This is a genomic window from Streptomyces sp. NPDC006529 (assembly GCF_040611795.1).
Lineage (GTDB): Bacteria > Actinomycetota > Actinomycetes > Streptomycetales > Streptomycetaceae > Streptomyces.
The window spans coordinates 183,074-200,944 of the sequence record NZ_JBEXPB010000003.1 but is presented as its reverse complement, the minus strand read 5'-3'; the positions used below and the strand labels follow the sequence as shown (position 1 = coordinate 200,944).

General features: G+C 74.2%; 15 protein-coding genes. 10 read left to right on the top strand and 5 right to left on the bottom strand.

What is annotated here, in order from left to right; genetic code table 11:
* Positions 1 to 130 precede the first annotated feature (130 nt).
* The 7 genes from ABZY31_RS04585 to ABZY31_RS04555 all read left to right on the top strand — a co-directional run bounded on the left by ABZY31_RS04585 (position 131) and on the right by ABZY31_RS04555 (position 7,359).
* Positions 131 to 640, top strand: coding sequence for a hypothetical protein (locus tag ABZY31_RS04585; protein ID WP_356404741.1), 510 nt, complete (start codon positions 131 to 133; stop codon positions 638 to 640).
* A 55-nt stretch (positions 641 to 695) separates the two neighbouring features.
* Positions 696 to 1,397, top strand: a complete 702-nt coding sequence (locus ABZY31_RS04580) for a 4'-phosphopantetheinyl transferase superfamily protein (protein WP_356404739.1) — start codon at positions 696 to 698, stop codon at positions 1,395 to 1,397.
* 9 nt (positions 1,398 to 1,406) lie between these two features.
* Positions 1,407 to 1,841, top strand: coding sequence for a GNAT family N-acetyltransferase (locus ABZY31_RS04575; RefSeq protein ID WP_356404737.1), 435 nt, complete (start codon positions 1,407 to 1,409; stop codon positions 1,839 to 1,841).
* A gap of 78 nt (positions 1,842 to 1,919) precedes the next feature.
* Positions 1,920 to 3,290 carry a S8 family peptidase gene (locus tag ABZY31_RS04570; RefSeq protein ID WP_356404735.1) on the top strand — a complete coding sequence of 457 codons (1,371 nt, stop codon included), beginning with the start codon at positions 1,920 to 1,922 and terminating at the stop codon, positions 3,288 to 3,290.
* Positions 3,291 to 3,499: 209 nt separating this feature from the next.
* A complete protein-coding gene (locus ABZY31_RS04565; protein WP_356404733.1) occupies positions 3,500 to 4,795 on the top strand; it encodes a hypothetical protein in 1,296 nt (431 codons plus the stop codon).
* A 169-nt stretch (positions 4,796 to 4,964) separates the two neighbouring features.
* Complete coding sequence (locus ABZY31_RS04560) at positions 4,965 to 6,020, top strand: DUF916 domain-containing protein (RefSeq protein WP_356404731.1); 1,056 nt, start codon at positions 4,965 to 4,967, stop codon at positions 6,018 to 6,020.
* Between the two features lie 64 nt (positions 6,021 to 6,084).
* The gene (locus ABZY31_RS04555) at positions 6,085 to 7,359 is read left to right on the top strand and encodes a hypothetical protein (protein WP_356404729.1); all 1,275 of its coding nucleotides are present in this window, start codon (positions 6,085 to 6,087) and stop codon (positions 7,357 to 7,359) included.
* A 219-nt stretch (positions 7,360 to 7,578) separates the two neighbouring features.
* Here ABZY31_RS04555 and ABZY31_RS04550 read toward each other — a convergent pair whose 3' ends face one another.
* From ABZY31_RS04550 to iolC, 4 genes are read right to left on the bottom strand one after another with little or no spacing between them, the layout of a single operon-like run.
* The gene (locus tag ABZY31_RS04550; RefSeq protein ID WP_356404727.1) at positions 7,579 to 9,078 is read right to left on the bottom strand and encodes a CoA-acylating methylmalonate-semialdehyde dehydrogenase; all 1,500 of its coding nucleotides are present in this window, start codon (positions 9,076 to 9,078) and stop codon (positions 7,579 to 7,581) included.
* Between the two features lie 11 nt (positions 9,079 to 9,089).
* Entirely contained in the window at positions 9,090 to 10,970 is a 1,881-nt protein-coding gene (gene iolD, locus ABZY31_RS04545) for a 3D-(3,5/4)-trihydroxycyclohexane-1,2-dione acylhydrolase (decyclizing) (RefSeq protein ID WP_356404725.1), read from the bottom strand.
* Entirely contained in the window at positions 10,967 to 11,875 is a 909-nt protein-coding gene (gene iolB, locus ABZY31_RS04540) for a 5-deoxy-glucuronate isomerase (RefSeq protein ID WP_356404723.1), read from the bottom strand. Before iolB ends, iolD begins: the two co-directional genes overlap by 4 nt.
* Positions 11,866 to 12,783 carry a 5-dehydro-2-deoxygluconokinase gene (iolC, locus tag ABZY31_RS04535; protein WP_356404870.1) on the bottom strand — a complete coding sequence of 306 codons (918 nt, stop codon included), beginning with the start codon at positions 12,781 to 12,783 and terminating at the stop codon, positions 11,866 to 11,868. The genes iolB and iolC overlap by 10 nt, the downstream gene beginning before the upstream one ends.
* A 100-nt stretch (positions 12,784 to 12,883) precedes the next feature.
* On the opposite strand from iolC, the gene ABZY31_RS04530 reads away from it, so the two are divergent.
* The 3 genes from ABZY31_RS04530 (at position 12,884) to ABZY31_RS04520 (ending at position 15,299) form a co-directional block, all read left to right on the top strand.
* Positions 12,884 to 13,798 (top strand): sugar phosphate isomerase/epimerase, encoded by a 915-nt coding sequence (locus ABZY31_RS04530; RefSeq protein WP_356404721.1) that lies wholly within the window; start codon positions 12,884 to 12,886, stop codon positions 13,796 to 13,798.
* A 36-nt stretch (positions 13,799 to 13,834) separates the two neighbouring features.
* A complete protein-coding gene (locus tag ABZY31_RS04525; protein WP_356404719.1) occupies positions 13,835 to 14,845 on the top strand; it encodes a Gfo/Idh/MocA family oxidoreductase in 1,011 nt (336 codons plus the stop codon).
* Positions 14,846 to 15,098: 253 nt separating this feature from the next.
* A complete protein-coding gene (locus tag ABZY31_RS04520; protein ID WP_283449034.1) occupies positions 15,099 to 15,299 on the top strand; it encodes a MerR family transcriptional regulator in 201 nt (66 codons plus the stop codon).
* Positions 15,300 to 15,391: 92 nt separating this feature from the next.
* On the opposite strand, the gene ABZY31_RS04515 is transcribed toward ABZY31_RS04520, so the two are convergent.
* On the bottom strand, positions 15,392 to 17,641 hold the full coding sequence (locus tag ABZY31_RS04515) for an MMPL family transporter (RefSeq protein WP_356404869.1): 2,250 nt from the start codon (positions 17,639 to 17,641) through the stop codon (positions 15,392 to 15,394).
* Between the last annotated feature and the right edge of the window lie 230 nt (positions 17,642 to 17,871).

Here is a 17,871-nt window from a genome sequence, read left to right as displayed (position 1 = left end):
GCGGAGGCCGGCCGCCCCGGTGCCGGGAGGAGCGGGGAACCGGGCGGGGTGGGCGCATCAGACTTGCGGCGAATACGAGTTCGTCCGCAGGGCGGACCCGCTCGGGGGCCGCCGGAGCCACACTGGAGGCATGAAGCGTCCCTTCGTCATCGCCCTCGCCACCGTGGGAGTCATCGCCACCGCCGCCGTCGCCCTGCCGAACCTGCCGCCGAACCCGCTGACCGACACGGCCAACGCCCGCCTCTTCGGCAACGAGGAGAAGACGTTCGCCACCGCGGCGGACGCGCCGAAGAAGGGCGACCCCGCCTTCGTGCTGCCGGACTGGATCCCGCAGGACGCCCGGAAGGTCAAGGTGAAGGCCCACACGGCCGGCGACGCGAAACTGATCCGCTTCACGCTCGGCCGCACGCCGCTGGACGGCCCCCGGTGCGCGGGCGTCCCGGCCCCGCGGACCGGCGCCCCGAAGCTGGGCGCGAAGTGGTGGCCGAAGGACACCGCGAACGGGAGCCGTCCGCAGTGCCGGGGCCACTACCAGGTCGTGGTGCGCGGCGGGAAGGTCTACGCCTGGACCAACGGCGCGGTCCCGCCCGTGCCGACCCGGTCCGGCGCGACGATGGCGGGCGCCGCGGCCACGCGCTGAGCGGTGGTCGGACCGCCCTGGTCGACCGTGACCGGCCTCGACTACCCTCGGCCGGGTGATCGAGTACGTGAACCAACTCGGCGGCGCCGCCCCGCGGATCGGCGCGCTGCCCCAGGGCGACGCCGTGTCCCTGTGGGCCCTGGACACCACCCTGGAGGTGGTCGGCGGCCACCGCGTCGCCGGTGCGCTGCCGCTGCTGGACGCGGCCGAACGCGACCAGGCGGGCCGCCGCCGCCGGCAGGCCGACCGGCACCGCTACCTCGCCTCGCACGTCGGGCTGCGGGTCCTGCTCGGCGCCCATCTGGGGCTGGCTCCCGAACGGGTCGAGCTGGTCCGCGAGGTCTGCCCCTGCTGCGGCGGCCCGCACGGCCGCCCCGCCGTCGCCGGGGGCGCGCTCCACTTCTCCCTCTCGCACAGCGCCGACGTGGCGTACATCGCCCTGTCGCGGGTCCCGCTCGGGGTCGACGTGGAGGCCATACCGAGCCCCGATGCGGTGGTCGACGTACTCAACACCCTGCACCCGGATGAGACGGCCGAGCTCAACGCGCTGCCCGAGCCGGGCCGCCCGGTGGCCCTGGCCCGCGTGTGGTGCCGCAAGGAGGCCTACCTGAAGGGCACCGGCACCGGTCTCGCCCTCGGCCTCGTCGAGCCGTACGTCGGCTCCGCGCCCGCGCCGGCCGCCGTCCCGGGCTGGACCCTGACCGACCTTCCGGCGCCCCGCGGCTATGCGGCCGCGCTGGCGGTCCGGAGCGCCTAGGCTGCGCGCATGGACATCCACCGGGCCCGGACCGTCGCCGAACTCGTCGCCGCCGAAGGCCTGTTTGACGGTCCCGTCCGGGAGGAGTGGGCCACCCGGTTCCTGGCCGCCCCCGGGCACCTGATGCTCATCGCCTCCGTGGCGGGCGTACCGGTGGGGATGGTCTCCGGCGTCGAGATGAGCCACCCGGACAAGGGCACGGAGATGTGCCTGTACGAACTGAGCGTGGACGAGGGCCACCGCCGCCGCGGCATCGGGCGCGAGCTGACGCGCGCCCTCGCGGACGAGGCCCGGGCGCGCGGCTGTTACGGCATGTGGGTGGGCGTGGACACCGACAACGAGGCGGCGCTCGCGACCTATGCCTCGGCCGGCGCCGTCGACGAGGGCGTCTTCACGATGCGCGGCTGGGCGCTGCCCTCGGACCCCGCGGCCGGCACGCCGTAACCCCCGTGCGCGGCGTGTCGTGCGCCCACTCGGCGCACCCTCCGCGCGCCCCGCCCCCGCCTCGCCGAGCATCGCCGCATGACCGCATTCACCGCGCTGCTCCCCGCCGCCGCCCTGCTGGCGGCGACCGCCATGCCCCCGCAGACACCCCCCGGCGCGAGCAGCGGCCCCGCCACCGGCACCGCCCCCTATGTCGTCGTCCTCAAGGACACCACCGCGCGCGCCCCCGCACGGGCCCTGGCCGCCGAGGCCGCGCGGGCGGGCGACACCGTCGGCCGGGTGTACGACAACGCCCTGAGCGGGTTCTCCGTACGGACCACCGCGGCCCGGGCCGCCGCGCTGGCCGCCGACCCGCGCGTGGCGTCCGTCGAGCCCGACGCCCTCGTCCACACCACCGCCCGGGCGACGCGCGCGGCGGACGCGCCCGGTTCCCAGACCCCGGCGCCCTGGCAGCTGGACCGGCTCGACCAGCGCGCGCTGCCGCTCGACGGGGCCTACGCGTACCCGGGGACCGGGGCGGGCGTGACGGCGTACGTCATCGACACCGGGATCAACACCGCCCACACGGAGTTCGGCGGCCGGGCCGTCTTCGGGGTCAACGAGACCGGCGAGCCCGCCGAGGACCTCAACGGCCACGGCAGCCACGTGGCGGCGAGCCTGGGCGGCGCCACCTACGGGGTCGCCAAGGGGGTCTCCCTGATCGCGGTCAAGGTGGCCGACCGGCGGGGCGACGGCAGCGTCTCCGACATCATCGCGGGCATCGACTGGATGATCGGCCACGCGCGCGCGGCCCGGCAGGCGGGTGGGCTCCCCGCCGTCGCCAACCTGAGCATGGGCGGCGGCTACAGCTACGGCATGAACCGCGCCGTGGCCAAGGCCGTCACCTCCGGCATCACCTTCACCGCCGCCGCGGGCAACGACGGCGCCAACGCCTGCTACTCCTCCCCCGGCAGCACCCCGAGCGCCCTGACGGTCGGCGCGACCGACGCCGCCGACCGGCGGTCCTCCTTCTCCGCTTACGGTCCCTGCGTGGACCTGTTCGCCCCCGGCTCGCGCGTCACCTCGGCCTGGAAGGGCTCGCCGACCGCCCTCCAGAGGCTGTCCGGGACCTCCATGTCCGCCCCGCACGTCGCCGGTGCGGCCGCCCTGGTCCTGGCCGCCGGGACGGCGAAGACCCCGGCGGAGGTGACCCGGGCGCTCCTCGCCGGGGCCGCCGTCAACAAGATCACCGGGCTGCCCGCCGGGACCCCGAACCTGCTCCTGCAGACCCCGGCCGCGCCCGCGCCCGTACCGGCCCCCGCGCCCGTCGTCCCGCCGGTGGTCGCGCCGGTGCCGGCGCCGGTGGTGACGCCCGTGGTCCCGTCCGTCCCGCCCGCCCCGTCCGCATCGGACGTCCCGTCCCCCGCCCCGGCCGCCCCGTCCGTCCCGCCTGCACAGGCCGCTCCCTAAGGCAGGCCCGTACGGCCCGCACTCCGCCCGCCCTCCCGGCCCGCTCGCCGCCCCGTCCTGATGGGACATCAATGTCTGAGTGCTTCGGGCGAAAGCAAGTCATTGACTTCTCATCACCGCGACGCGTCAATATCGGCCACCGCACCGGCTCGGCCTCTCCCCCACAGCGGGTGGGGGGAGGGTTCGTTTGACGAAGGAGTCGCGACCCAGTGAGTACGACAACGTTCCGACGAAGAGTTCTGGCCGGGGCGGGCGCCCTTTCCCTGGCCCTGACGGGTGGCGTGGTGGGCCTGGCGGGTACGGCTCAGGCGGCGACCAAGACCACCCCGGTCGCCATGAAGTGCGTCGCCCCCGCGCCGCAGCCGGGCGCCAACGGCAACCAGGACTACACGATCACGCTCCCGGACGGCGCCAAGGCCGGGCAGTCCGTACCGATCACCATCGACCCGGGCGAGACCCCGGTCATCCCGATGTTCACGATCGACACGGTCAACACCATCAAGGCCAAGCTGTTCGTCGGCGGGGTCGCCCAGACCGTCACCAGCCCGGCCGTGCCCAGCCACCAGGAGGCCAACAAGAAGTCCGACCCGCCGGCGTTCAGCGGGAGCATCACCATCCCGGACGGAACCGAGGGCAGCAGCGTCCAGATCACCATCGACCAGGTGGTCACGGACGCCGACCTCGGCGGCACGGTCTACACCACGACCTGTACGCCGGACCCGCGTCCCAGCGGTCCGGTCGGCTCGGTCGCCGTGGAAGCCCTGCCCAAGGACCCGGTCACCACGAAGGTGACGCCCAACAGCGGCAAGGCGGGCACCTCCGTCGTCGCCACCGGCGCCAACTTCCCGGCCGGGCCGGTCACCTGCTCCGCCCTGCTCGGCGGCGCGGCGACCGGTGACACGGGGGCGGGCACGGCGGACGCCTCGGGCGTCGCGAGCTGCACCCTCACGGTCACGAAGAAGGCCGACGCGATCCGGATCGACGGCTCGGTCACCCCGTACAAGTCCTTCGTGTTCCTGGAGGACCAGGCGGGCGTGCGGAACCCGGTCGACGTCGAGGTGCTCCCCGGTCCGCTGGCGCTGGGTCCGAAGGACGGCCAGCCGGCCGTCAGCTTCGGCTCCGTCACGATCAACGGCAAGGCCCAGTCGGTGGTCGGCATGTTCAACGCCGCGGCCGTCCAGGACTTCCGCGGCGGCAGCCTCGGCTGGGACGTGACGGCGACCCGTACGCCGTTCCTGAACCAGACCACCGGTCACTCCATGGCCAAGGCCCAGATCGGCATCCAGCCGACCTGCACCGTGACCAACCCGGACAGCCCGAGCACCTGCTCGGCCGGTACCCCGGGCGCGATCACGGACACCCCGATGAAGGTGGCCTCGCAGGCAGCGGGCGGGGACGAGCTGACCGGTGGCGAGTTCGCGGTCGGCGGCGCCGGGATGATCCAGCTCCCGCCGTTCATGTTCGCGGACACCTACCAGTCGGTCGTGACCTTCTCGATCGCCTGACCGGCACCACCGCACGGCACAGCCCGGCTCCGGGTGGTGCGGCGCTCCGGCGCCGCACCACCCTTCCCGTTCCCTTTCCCGCTCGCGTTCGCGTGCGCGTTCCCCGTCGCGTCGCGTCCTGTCGCGTCCCGTCCCGTGGCGTCCCGTCCCGTCCGTCTGGAGCCCGCCCATGCGCCGCACCCGCACCCGCATCCGCCCCCGTCACCATGGACCCCTGCTCCGAGGCCAGTTGCTCGGCCTGCTGCTGCTCGTCGGGCTGCTGCTGCCGGCCGGGGCCGCGGACGCCGCCGAGAACGGCACCTGGGGCGTCTTCCCGACCCCTGCGGCGGGTGCGGCGATGACCGAGCGGGCGTACTTCTTCCACCAGGGCGCGGCCGGGTCCACCGTCGGCGACAGCGTGACCATCCTCAACACCTCAGCGAAGGACCTCACGTTCCAAGTCTTCGCCACCGATGCCGTGAACACCCCGGCCGACGGCGCCTTCGCGCTGCTGCCCCTCGAGACGAAGCCCAAGGACGTCGGCGCCTGGCTCGCCCTGCCGCCCGGCAGGGCGACCGTCACCGTCCCCGCCAAGGGCCGCAAGGACATCCCCTTCACCGTGAAGGTCCCCGAGGACGCGACGCCGGGCGACCACGTCGGCGGGATCGTCGCGCTGAACACCGAGGTGGAGGGCGTCCAGCGGGAGGGCAAGGTTCAGGTCGGGGTGAAGCGATCGGTCGGCGCGCGGCTCTACTTCCGGGTGCCGGGGCCGCTCGCTCCCGGGCTCAGCGTCGAGGACGTCCGGGTCCGCCGGGACGCGCCGCTGCTGCCATGGCTGCACCGGGCCTCCGCCACCATCACGTACGCGCTGGTCAACCGGGGGAACGTGGTGGTCGAGCCGAAGGTGGCGGTGAGCGCGGAAGGCCTGTTCGGGCGGAACGTCCTGAACCGGACGGGGCGCGATCCGAGGCTGACCCTGCTGCCGGGCCAGCGGATCGAAATGAGCGAACCCTGGCCGGACGCACCTCAGTTGGACTGGGTCACCGTGAAGGTGGAAGCGCGTGCGGCGACGTACGGAGACCTGGTCTCCGCCGGTTCGGCGGAGTTCGTCGCGGTGCCGTGGCCGGCGGCCGGCGCGCTGCTCGTCCTCCTGGGAGCCGGGACGGCGTTCTGGGTGCTGCGCCGCCGGCGCCGCCCGGAGGCCGAAGTCCCGGCTCATGACGCGGACTTGGCCGAGGCGCGCTGATCGTGGAAGGTGTCCAGGGAGGGGCGGCGCCCGCCCACCGCCGCCACCCTGGGGAGGCACTTCCATGACGTCCACGCCCCGACCGCAGCCCGCCGACGGGAGAATCCCGCCCGCGTCCACGGACGTTTCCGCAAGCGGCGGGCCCGCGGCGGCGCAGGCGCGCACCCCGCTCGCCGGTACCGCCCTGCTGACCCTGGTCGAACGCGCCCTGGGCGCAGGCACCGCCGCCCACCACCCCGGCCGCGACCACCTGCGCCTGACCCTCCCCCGTTCCGACGGTGGCCCCGGCGGCGGGGAGTCCGTGCCGCTGACCGTGGACGTCGTCACCGACCCCGAGCGGCCGCCGCGCGGGATCGTGTACCTGCTGCCGGGCGGCGGTCTCAACTGCGCCGCCGCCTTCCTCACCCCGGCCCGGCACGGCGCCGCCCCGGGCCATGACGGCCTCGCGCACCACTTCCTCCGCCAGGGCCACCTCGTCGTCGGGGTCACCCCGCGCGAGGACGCGGCCCGCCCCGGTGACGTCACCGCCGAGTGGGGGCTCGCCGCGCACCGCCGGGACCTGGCGGGGGTGGTGGCCGCGCTGGATTCCGTACTGGGCCTGCCGTACCAGTACGCCGGTCACTCGGCCGGGGGCGCCCTGGCCCTCGACGCCGCCTCCCACGACCCCTCGCCCCGGCTGCGCCGCGTCGTGGTCCTGGACACCACCGGCCCGCTGACCGGCGAGGACGCGGTCCGGGCGGGTGCGGCCCGGGACGCGTACGCCGCCCAGCTCGCGGCGGGCACGTACGCGAGCGACCCCGGGCTGGCGGCGCTCGTCTCCCGCGCCGTGACCGACCCCGACGGCGCCTCCGCCGCGCCCTGGCCGCCCGACCCGGCGCTCCGCTTCACCCACGCGGGCCTGGCCCACTACGCCCTGATCCGCACGGCCACCCTCCCCGGCCCGGCCAACTGGATCTACGCCCGCGGCCACGCCGCCGGCACCTACGCCTTCGGCGCCACCCCGGCCGAGGACCGCTTCACCCTGACCCACACCCCGCTCGCGGTGTGGCACGCGGCCACGGCGGCCCTGGGCAGCGGCCTGATCCCGCTGGCACTGCTGCGCGACCTGACCGCGATCTGGGCGGGCGACTCCTCGACGTACGCCCTCGCCTGGGACCGCATCCGCACCGAGGTCCTGTGGCTCAACACCGAGTACGGCCGCGGCGACCACCCCGAGGCCGCCGACCTCATCCGCGCGTCCGGCAACCCCCGCGTCACCTACCGCGTCCTCCCGAATCACGCCCACGCGGACATCACCTGGAGCCCCACCGCCCCCACGGCCACGTGGCCCCTCCTGTGACCCTTGTTCACTCACCGTGCTTGACCCACCAGTCGGGGAACGGTTCCGCGCGGGCAGGACTTCGACGCAAACACCGGACCGTGGGAACTGCGGCTCGTAGACCGGTCCACGTCCAAGGCCGCACTGGGGCAGTACAGCCGCGCCCCTGAATAGGCAGCAGGAACCCCCGGCCGGTGAGGGTGGGCCGGGGGTTCCTGGGTGCGGGGGTGGCGGGGTGGGTCAGTGGTTGCGGGGGAAGCCCAGGTCTACGCCCGAGGGGGCTTCCGAGGGGTCCGGCCAGCGGGTGGTGACGACCTTGCCGCGGGTGTAGAAGTGGATGCCGTCGTTGCCGTAGATGTGGTGGTCGCCGAAGAGCGAGTCCTTCCAGCCACCGAAGGAGTGGTAGCCCACCGGGACCGGGATCGGCACGTTCACGCCGACCATGCCGGCCTCGACCTCCAGCTGGAAGCGGCGCGCGGCGCCGCCGTCGCGGGTGAAGATCGCGGTGCCGTTGCCGAAGGGCGAGGCGTTGATGAGGGCGATGCCTTCCTCGTAGGTCTCGGTGCGCAGGACGCACAGGACCGGGCCGAAGATCTCGTCGCGGTAGGCGTCGGAGTCGGTGGAGACGTTGTCGAGGAGCGAGAGGCCGATCCAGTGGCCGTTCTCGTTGCCCTCGACCGTGTAGCCGGTGCCGTCGAGGATCACGTCCGCGCCCTGGGCGGCCGCGCCGGTGACGTACGAGGCGACCTTGTCGCGGTGGGCCGCGGTGATCAGCGGGCCCATCTCGGAGGTGGGGTCGTTGCCGGGGCCGATCTTGATCTTCTCGGCGCGCTCGCGGATCTTCTCGACCAGCTCGTCGGCGATGGCGCCGACCGCGACGACCGCGGAGATCGCCATGCAGCGCTCGCCGGCCGACCCGTACGCCGCCGAGACCGCCGCGTCGGCCGCCGCGTCCAGGTCGGCGTCCGGGAGGACCAGCATGTGGTTCTTGGCGCCGCCGAGGGCCTGGACCCGCTTGCCGTTGGCGGAGGCGGTGGTGTGGATGTGGCGGGCGATCGGCGTGGAGCCGACGAAGGAGACGGCGGCGATGTCGGGGTGCGCGAGGAGCGCGTCGACGGCGGTCTTGTCGCCGTGGACGACGTTCAGCACGCCCGCCGGGAGCCCAGCCTCGGTGGCCAGCTCGGCCAGCTTGTTCGCGGCAGAGGGGTCCTTCTCGCTCGGCTTGAGGATGAAGGAGTTGCCGCAGGCCACGGCCAGCGGGAACATCCACATCGGCACCATGGCCGGGAAGTTGAACGGGGTGATGCCCGCGACGACGCCGATCGGCTGGCGGATCGAGGCGACGTCCACGCGGCTGGAGACGGAGGTCGACAGCTCGCCCTTGAGCTGGGTGGTGATGCCGCAGGCCAGCTCGACGATCTCCAGGCCGCGGGCGACCTCGCCCAGCGCGTCCGAGTGCACCTTGCCGTGCTCGGCGGTGATCAGCTCGGCGATCGCGTCGCGGTTGGCGTCGAGGAGGGCGCGGTAGGCGAACAGCACCTTGGTGCGGGCGGCCAGCGAGGACTGGCCCCAGCTCAGGTACGCCTCCTTGGCGACCCGTACCGCCGCGTCGACCTCTTCGGCCGAGGCGAGGGCGACCTGGGTGGTGACTTCGCCGGTGGCGGGGTCGGTGACCGGGCCGTAGTTGCCCGACGCGCCCTCGACGGTCTGGCCACCGATCCAGTGGTTGACGGTCTTCATGCCTTGCTCCTTCACAGATGGCGACGTCGCTGCGCGGCTTGCCGGTCGTACTCTTCACGGGCTCCGGCCGCCGACGCACGGGTCGCGGTCTCGGCCACGGGAACATCCCACCACGCCGCCGCGGGGGGCGGGCCCGACACAGTGTCGGGCGTTCGGGTCTCCACGTAGACACATGTGGGACGGTCCGCATCGCGGGCCGCCGTCAGGGCTTCCCGCAGGTCACCGACGGTGCGGGCGCGGAAGACGGCCATCCCGAGGGAGGCCGCGTTGGCCGCGAGGTCCACCGGGAGCGGCGCGCCGTCGTACGCGCCGTCCGGCCCCCGGAAGCGGTAGGCGGTGCCGAAGCCCTCGGCGCCCACGGCGGCCGAGAGCCCGCCGATGGAGGCGTAGCCGTGGTTGTCCAGGACCACCAGGCGCAGCGGGACGCGCTCCTGGACGGCGGTGACGATCTCGGTCGGGTTCATCAGGTACGTGCCGTCCCCGACCAGGGCCCACACCCGGTCCGCGGGCGCGGCGAGGGCGGCTCCCAGGGCGGCCGGAATCTCGTAGCCCATGCAGGAGTAGCCGTACTCCACGTGGTACTGGTGCGGCGAGCGGGCCCGCCACAGCTTGTGCAGGTCGCCGGGGAGGGAGCCGGCCGCGTTGACGAGGACGTCGTCCTCGGTGAGCAGGGCGTCGAGGACGCCGAGCACCTGGACCTGCGTCGGTACGGCGCTCTCGTCGGGCGCGGCGTACGCGCGGTCCACGCGCGCCTCCCAGTCCTCCTTCGCCCGGGTGTAGCCCGCGCGGTACTCCGGGCTCACCCGGTGGCCGGCCAGCGCCTCGCGCAGCTCGTCCAGGCACTCGCGGGCGTCGCCGACCAGGGGCCGGGCGGCCAGCTTGTGGGCGTCGTACGGGTCCAGGTTGAGCCCGACGAAGCGGACCGCGGGGTGCTGGAAGAGGGTCGCGGAGGCGGTGGTGAAGTCGGTCAGCCGGGTCCCGGCCGCGATCACGAGGTCGGCCTCGCGAGCCAGTGCGGCGGCGGTGTCGGTGCCGGTGTGGCCGATGCCGCCGACCTCGGCGGGGTGGCCGTGGAGCAGGGCGCCCTTGCCCGCCTGGGTGGCCGCGACCGGGATGCCGGTGGCCTCGGCGAAGGCGGCCAGGGCGGCTCCGGCCCCGCTGTGGTGGATGCCGCCGCCCGCGATGAGCAGGGGGCGCTCGGCCGACCGTACGGCCGCGGCGGCCCCGGCCAGTTCGGCGCGGTCGGGCCGGGGACGGCGTACGGACCACACGCGCTCGGCGAAGAACTCCTCGGGCCAGTCCCACGCCTGCGCCTGGACGTCCTGCGGGAGCGCGAGGGTGACGGCGCCGGTCGCCACCGGGTCGGCGAGCACGCGCATCGCCTGGAGCGCGGCCGGGATCAGCGCCTCGGGGCGGGTGATCCGGTCGAAGTGGCGGGAGACGGGGCGCAGGGTGTCGTTGACGGAGACGTCCCCGGCCCAGGGCACTTCGAGCTGCTGGAGCACCGGATCGGCGGGCCGGGTGGCGAAGGCGTCTCCGGGGAGCAGGAGAACCGGGATCCGGTTGATGGTGGCGAGGGCCGCTCCGGTGACGAGGTTGGTGGCGCCGGGGCCGATGGAGGTGGTGACGGCGTGCGCGGAGAGGCGGCCGCTGCGCCGGGCGTAGCCGACGGCGGCGTGCACCATCGCCTGCTCGTTGCGTCCCTGGAGGAACGGCATGGCCTCCGGTCCGCTCTCCAGCAGCGCCTGGCCGATCCCCGCGACGTTGCCGTGGCCGAAGATCCCCCAGGTCGCGGCGACCAGGCGGGTGCGGCGGCCGTCGCGCTCGGTGAACTGGCGGGCGAGGAAGGCGACGAGGGCCTGCGCGACGGTGAGGTGACGGGTATCGCTCACCGGACCTCCTCCGATCGGTGCGCCGTGACGGGCCGACCCGGCGTGTCGGACCGGTCCGCCGCGGTCGACCGGTCCGCCGCCGGGAAGGGCAGCCGGGGGTCGACGGCCTGGTCCGGCCAGGTGTCCCGGATCCAGCCGTGGTCGGGGTGGTCCCGGATGAGCCATTCCCGGGACTCCCCCGGGCCCGCCATCACATTGAGGTAGTACATGTCGTGGCCGGGCGCGGCCATGGACGGTCCGTGCCAGCCGTCGGGGATCAGCACCGCGTCTCCGCTCCTCACCTCCGTGAGGATGTCGGTCTTCCCCGCCGGGGACGGACTGACACGCTGGTAGCCGACGCCGGGGGCGGCGCCGTGCGGGGCGATCTCGTAGTAGTAGATCTCCTCCAGCTCGGACTCGGTCCCGGGGTGGTGCTCGTCGTGCTTGTGCGGGGGGTACGAGGACCAGTTCCCGCCCGGGGTGAGCACCTCGACGGCGATCAGCCGGTCGCACGCGAAGACACCCGCGGCGGCGAAGTTGTTGACCTGGCGGGAGCAGCTACCCGCCCCGCGCAGCTCGACGGGCACCCGCTCGGCGGGGCCGTGGCGGGCGGTCAGCCTGCGCGTGGCGAGGGCGCCGGCGAGGGCGAAGCGGCCGCCGGCGGGCGAGGTGATCCGGGCGCTGCCGTCGCGCGGCAGGTACGCGCAGTCGGTGACGCCCGCGAACACGCCGGCCCGGCCGCGCAGGTCGAAGAGCTGCCCGGGGTCGTCCGGGGCGGGCCCAAGGCTACGCACCGCGCACGCCCCCGCCAGCGGGAGGACGATCCACTCGTGGTCACCGCACTCCAGCCGGTACGTCTCCCCCGGCTCCAGTGCCAGCACGCGCAGCTCCGTGTACGCCATCGCCCATGCCCCGGTCACCGCCATGACGCCAGCACCTCCTCCACCTCGTCGGTCCGCGGCATCGCCGTGGAACAGGCCAGCCGGGACGCCACGATGGCTCCCGCCGCGTTCGCGAAGCGCACCACCCGCTCCAGCTCCCAGCCGGCGAGCAGCCCGTGGCACAGCGCTCCCCCGAAGGCGTCCCCGGCGCCCAGCCCGTTGACCACCTCCACGCTCACCGGCGGCGCCTGCACCGCGCGGCCGTCGCGGTGGACGGCCAGGACGCCCTCCGGGCCCCGCTTGACCACGGCCAGTTCCACCCCGGCGGCCAGCAGCGCGCGGGCCGCCGCCCACGGCTCGCTCTCGCCGGTGGCGATCGCGCACTCCTCCACGTTCCCCACGGCGACCGTGGCGTGGGCCAGGGCCCGCGCGTACCAGGCGTCCGGCTTCGAGGACCAGAGCATCGGACGCCAGTCGAGGTCGAAGACGGTGGTCCCGGCCTTCGCCCGGGCCTCCAGCGCGGCCAGGGTCGCCGCCCGGCTCGGCTCGGCGCTCAGTCCCGTGCCCGTCACCCAGAACACCCGGGCGGCGCGCACCGCTTCGAGGTCCAGCTCCTCCGGGTGGATCTCCAGGTCGGGGGCCTTGGGCTGCCGGTAGAAGTAGAGGGGGAAGTGGTCCGGCGGGAAGATCTCGCAGAAGGTCAGGGGGGTCGGGTAGGCGGCGACCTCCCCCACCCAGCGGTCGTCCACGCCGAAGCCGCGCAGCTCCTGGCGCAGGTACGCGCCGAAGGGGTCCGCCCCGGTCCGGGTGATCACGGCGGTGCGCCGGCCGAGCCGGGCGGCGGCGACCGCCACGTTGGTCGGTGAGCCCCCGAGGAACTTGCCGAAGGTCTCGGCCTCGGCCAGCCGTACGCCGGTTCTCAGGGGGTAGAGATCCACCCCGATCCGGCCCATCGTGATCACGTCGAACGGGTCGGTGGTCACAAGCGTCCTCCCACTCCTCTTGCGGTCCCTGCGGCCTGTCCCGTCGAGCCTCGCACCCTAAGGTGGCGTCATGACGTCCTCCCCGCCCGCGTTGACCCGTATCCGCATCGGTTCGGCTCCGGACTCCTGGGGGGTGTGGTTCCCCGAGGACCCCCGGCAGACCGGCTGGCCGCGCTTCCTCGACGAGGTCGCGGAGGCCGGGTACGAGTGGATCGAGCTGGGCCCCTACGGCTATCTGCCCACGGATCCCGCGCGGCTCGCCGAGGAGACCGGCAGGCGCGGCCTGAAGGTCTCGGCCGGAACGGTGTTCACCGGACTCCATCACGGACCCGCCGTGTGGGAGGAGACCTGGGCGCACGTGTCGCGGATCGCCGGACTGACTCAGGCGATGGGCGCGGAGCACCTGGTGGTCATCCCCTCCTTCTGGCGGGACGACAAGACGGGGGCGGTCCTGGAGGACCGCAACCTCGACGCCGGGCAATGGCGCGAACTCGCCCGGCAGACCGAGCGGCTGGGCCGCGAGGTGCGCGAGCGGTACGGGCTGCGGATCGTGGTCCACCCGCATGCCGACACCCACATCGACACTCCGGAGAACGTCGCCCGGTTCCTGGACGCAACCGATCCGGACGCGGTCTCGCTGTGCCTGGACACCGGGCACTACGCCTACTGCGGGGGCGACAGCGTCGAACTGATCGAGACCTTCGGCGAGCGCATCGGCTACCTCCACCTCAAGCAGGTGGACCCGCAGATCCTCGCCGAAGTCGTCGCGGAGCGGCTGCCCTTCGGGCCCGCGGTGGGCCGCGGGGTGATGTGCGAGCCGCCCGCCGGGGTGCCCGCGCTGGAGCCGGTGCTGGCGGCGGCCCAGCGGCTCGGGGTGGACCTCTTCGCCATCGTGGAGCAGGACATGTACCCGTGCCCGCCGGATCGGCCGCTGCCGATCGCCCGGCGCACCCGCGCCTACCTCCGCTCCTGCGGCGCCCGTTAGCCCCCCTGGTCGCATCGAACCCTGGAAGAGGTAGTCATGAGCACGCTCGGCATCGCCGTCATCGGCACGGGGAAGATGGGCAGCGACCACGTCCGCCGGATCGGGCGGACCGTCGGCGGGGCCCGGGTGGTGGCCGTGGCGGACCCCGACGGCGACCGGGTCAAGGAGATCGCGGCGGCGCTGGAGGGCGCGAGCGCGCACACCGACCCGGCGGCCGCCATAGCCGCACCCGGGGTGGACGCGGTGCTGATCGCCTCGCCCGGACCCGCGCACGAGGAGGCCGTCATGCGGGCCCTGGCCCGGGACCTGCCGGTGCTGTGCGAGAAGCCGCTGACCCCGGACCCGGCGGGGGCCCTGCGCATCATGGAGGCGGAGCAACGGCTCGGGCGGCGGCGGGTGCAGGTCGGCTTCATGCGCCGCTACGACGCCGAGTACGAGCGCCTCAAGGAACTGCTGGACGCCGGGGGCATCGGCCGGCCGCTGTTCCTGCACTGCCGCCACCGCAATGCCTCCTCGCCCTCCTTCTTCACCAGCGACATGCTGATCACCGACTCGGTGGTGCACGAGGTGGACGCGGCCCGCTGGCTGCTGCGGCAGGAGATCACGGCCGTCACCGTGCTGTCCCCGACGCCGTCGGGTGCGGCCCCCGAGGGGTTGCGCGACCCCCGGCTGGTGCTGCTGGAGACCTCGGGCGGCGCGATCGTCGACGTGGAGATCTTCGTCAACTGCGGTGTGGGCTACCAGGTGCAGTGCGAGGCCGTGGGCGAGGCGGGCAGCGCCCGGATCGGCGACGGCCACGCGATGGTGGTGCAGTCCGGGGGCCGCTGGGGCGGTGAGATCGTCCAGGACTACACCGTGCGCTTCGCCGACGCCTACGACCGCCAGCTGCGCCGGTGGGTGGCCGCCGCGGCGGCGGGCCGGGTCGAGGGGCCCGGCGCGTGGGACGGCTACGCGGCGGCCGCGGTCTCGGAGGCGGGCCTCGCCGCCTCCCGCAGCGGGGCGCGGACCGCCGTCGAACTGGCGGAACGGCCCCCTCTCTACCGCTGATCGGCGCCGTGGCCCGGCGCGACACGCCCTTGCCCCTTCCGACCCTCGTGCCGCTTGTGTCACGGAGGTCGGGGTCTCGTCACACGTGTCCGCATTACGCGGGTCTTGCGTCACAGACATTCGACAGCCCCTCCCCTGCGTTCACTCCGTGTCGTTCTCCGGGCACAACCTTGATTGATCGTCAGTGTCCACGCTCTGGCTCCCCCGACGGCCTCCCGGCCGCCCCCGCGGCGTGGACGAGGAGGTGCCCCAGATGACCGACCGGAAGCTGTGGTCGTACAAGGAGATCGCCGCCCACATCCAGGTCCAGCCGGACACCGTGCGTTCCTACCGCAAGCACGGGCTGCTCCCCCCGCCCGACCACGTCGAGGTCGGCAAGCCCTACTGGTACGCCGACACGATCCGCGCCTGGGTCGCCCGGCGCCCCGGCAACCGGGGCCGCCGCGACGACTGACTCCCGCCGCGCGGAGTGCCGTTCGCCGCCCGGGCCGGGGTGCCGCCACCCCGGCCCGGACACCGCCCGCGAGGTCCGCGGTCCGGTCCGGGCTACGGCGCGACCGGCACCCGGCCGGAAGGTTCTACGGGTTCTACGAGCCCTACGGGCTCCGCGGCCCCGGCGGCAGGCTCGCGCGGCGCACCCGCCTCCCCGCCCTCGCTCAGCCCGAACCGGTCGTGCAGCCGGCGCAGCGGCCCCGGGGCCCACCAGGTGGCCCGTCCCGTCAGCTTCATGACGGCCGGCACGAGCAGGCTGCGGACCACCATCGCGTCCATCAGCACGGCCAGCGCGATCCCGAGCCCCAGCATCTTGGTGTTGGTCACCCGCGAGGTACCGATGGCCACCATCACCACCGCCAGGATCACGGCCGCCGCGGTGATCAGGCCGCCCGTGCGGGCGAGCCCCGTCCGCACCGCGCCCTCGTGGTCCCCGGTGCGGTCGTACTCCTCCTTGATCCGGGATATGAGGAACACCCCGTAGTCCATGGAGAGTCCGAAGGCGATGGAGAACATCAGCACCGGCAGGGTGGTCTCGATGTCTCCGGTGGAGGTGAAGGAGAGCAGGCCCGAGAGGTTGCCGTCCTGGAAGACCCACACCACCGCCCCGAACATCGCGGTCAGGCTGAGCGCGTTGAGCAGCACCGCCTGGAGCGGTATGAGCAGGCTCCCGGTGAGCAGGAAGACCAGCAGCAGCGTGGCCAGGACCACCAGGGCCAGCGCCCACGGCAGCCCCCTGGCGATCGCGTCCTGCCCGTCGACCAGGACCGCGGCCTGCCCCGTCACGGACGTCTTGAAGTCCGCATCGACCCCCCGGACCTCGCCGACCAGCTCGCGGGCCTGCTGCCCGGCGGCCTCCCCCTCGCCGACCACCGAGAAGTAGGCGTACTGCCCCGGGGCCCCGCCCGGACCGGAGCCCACCGGCCCGTCGACCCGGACCACCCCGGGCAGCTCGCTGAGCCTGCTCCGGTAGGCGGTGTACGCGGACGCGTCGGCCGGGCCCTCGGCGAGCACGAGGAGCCGCGCCGCGGGGTTGCCCGGGAAGCCGTCCCGGATGTGCTGCTGCACCACGTGCGATTCGGCGGTGGCCGGCAGCTGCCGGTCGTCCACCGTGCCGAACTTCACCCCGAGGAAGGGGACGCCGAGCAGCAGCAGCCCGGCGGTGGTGATCACCGCGAAGACGGGCGCCCGCCGCATGACCAGCGCGGCGGTACGCGCCCACCCCCGGCCCTCGCCGCCGCCGGCTTCCGCACGGGGCCCGCGCCGCCCGCGCCGCCACAGCGCCCGCAGGTCGAAGGAGTTGACCCGGTCCCCCAGCAGCACGAGCGCCGCGGGCAGCAGGATCAGCGCGGCTCCCGCCGCGAGCAGCACCACCGCGACCCCGGCGTAGGCGAAGGAGCGCAGGAAGTACATCGGGAAGAACAGCATCGCCGAGAGGGACACCGCGACCGTCAGGGCGGAGAACAGCACCGTCCGCCCGGCGGTGCGCAGGGTGGCGCCCACGGCCTCCCGGGGCTCCCGCCCGGCCGCGAGTTCCTCGCGGAAGCGCCGCACGATGAACAAGGCGTAGTCGATGGCCAGTCCGAGCCCGAGGGCGGTGGTGAGGTTCTGGGCGAAGACGGAGACCTCTGTGATCTCGGTCAGCCCGCGCAGGACCGCGTTGGTGCCGATGATCGCGACGATCCCGACCCCGAGCGGCAGTGCGGCGGCCACCGCGCTGCCGAAGACCAGTACCAGCAGGACCAGGGTGACGGGCAGGGCGATCATCTCCGCCCACAGCAGGTCTTCCTGGATGGTGCTGGTGACCTCGCTCTGTACGGCGACGGGCCCGCCGAGGGAGACCCGCACCGGGCCGTGGGTCCCGCGCAGCGCGGGGGCGATCCGGTCGAGCACCTCGGCGGTGGTCTTCTCGTCGCCCTCGACCCGGGCGGCGATCAGCGCCTGGTGACCGTCCTCGGAGCGCAGCGCGGGCGCGTTGGCCTGCCAGTACGAACCGACTCCGGCGATCCCCTCCTCCGCGGTGAGCCGCGCGGTCAGCCGGCGCGCCTCGGCGGCGACGGCCGGATCGTCCACCCCGGCCGCCCCGGCGTCCACGAGCAGCAGCAGATTGGGCTGCGAGGCGGGGAACTCGCGCTCCAGTGCCTTGGTGGCGTAGGTGGACCGGGCGTCCGGATCCTGCCAGCCCCCGCTGGCCATCCGGTCGGCGACGCCGCTGCCCGCGAACACGGCCAGGGCCGTGACGATCAGGGCGAGCAGCAGCGACAGTCCCGGCCGGGCCGTGACGAACCGCGACCAGCCGCCGATCTCCAGCCCGGCGACCGACCCCGGACCCGGCGGCCCGCCTCCCCGCCCCGGCCCCTGCCCCGACTCCCGCCCCTGTCCCTGCGCCCGCTCCGACGGTTTCTTGACTTCGGACATGTCTCGGTGTCCCCTTCACCGTGATTGCCAGAAGCTAGACTGGCAAACACGAGCAGTCGCTCGCGTTCCCACAGAATGCGAGCGATAGCTCGCGTTTGTCAATCACCCTCGGGAAG

Excerpts from the sequence above, each read along its gene's own strand:
- ABZY31_RS04585 (WP_356404741.1), top strand. The coding sequence starts at position 131 with ATGAAGCGTCCCTTCGTCATCGCCCTCGCCACCGTGGGAGTCATCGCC.
- ABZY31_RS04575 (WP_356404737.1), top strand. The coding sequence starts at position 1,407 with ATGGACATCCACCGGGCCCGGACCGTCGCCGAACTCGTCGCCGCCGAA.
- ABZY31_RS04570 (WP_356404735.1), top strand. The coding sequence starts at position 1,920 with ATGACCGCATTCACCGCGCTGCTCCCCGCCGCCGCCCTGCTGGCGGCG.
- ABZY31_RS04560 (WP_356404731.1), top strand. The coding sequence starts at position 4,965 with ATGCGCCGCACCCGCACCCGCATCCGCCCCCGTCACCATGGACCCCTG.
- ABZY31_RS04555 (WP_356404729.1), top strand. The coding sequence starts at position 6,085 with ATGACGTCCACGCCCCGACCGCAGCCCGCCGACGGGAGAATCCCGCCC.
- ABZY31_RS04550 (WP_356404727.1), bottom strand. The coding sequence starts at position 9,078 with ATGAAGACCGTCAACCACTGGATCGGTGGCCAGACCGTCGAGGGCGCG.
- iolB (WP_356404723.1), bottom strand. The coding sequence starts at position 11,875 with ATGGCGGTGACCGGGGCATGGGCGATGGCGTACACGGAGCTGCGCGTG.
- iolC (WP_356404870.1), bottom strand. The coding sequence starts at position 12,783 with ATGGGCCGGATCGGGGTGGATCTCTACCCCCTGAGAACCGGCGTACGG.
- ABZY31_RS04530 (WP_356404721.1), top strand. The coding sequence starts at position 12,884 with ATGACGTCCTCCCCGCCCGCGTTGACCCGTATCCGCATCGGTTCGGCT.
- ABZY31_RS04525 (WP_356404719.1), top strand. The coding sequence starts at position 13,835 with ATGAGCACGCTCGGCATCGCCGTCATCGGCACGGGGAAGATGGGCAGC.
- ABZY31_RS04520 (WP_283449034.1), top strand. The coding sequence starts at position 15,099 with ATGACCGACCGGAAGCTGTGGTCGTACAAGGAGATCGCCGCCCACATC.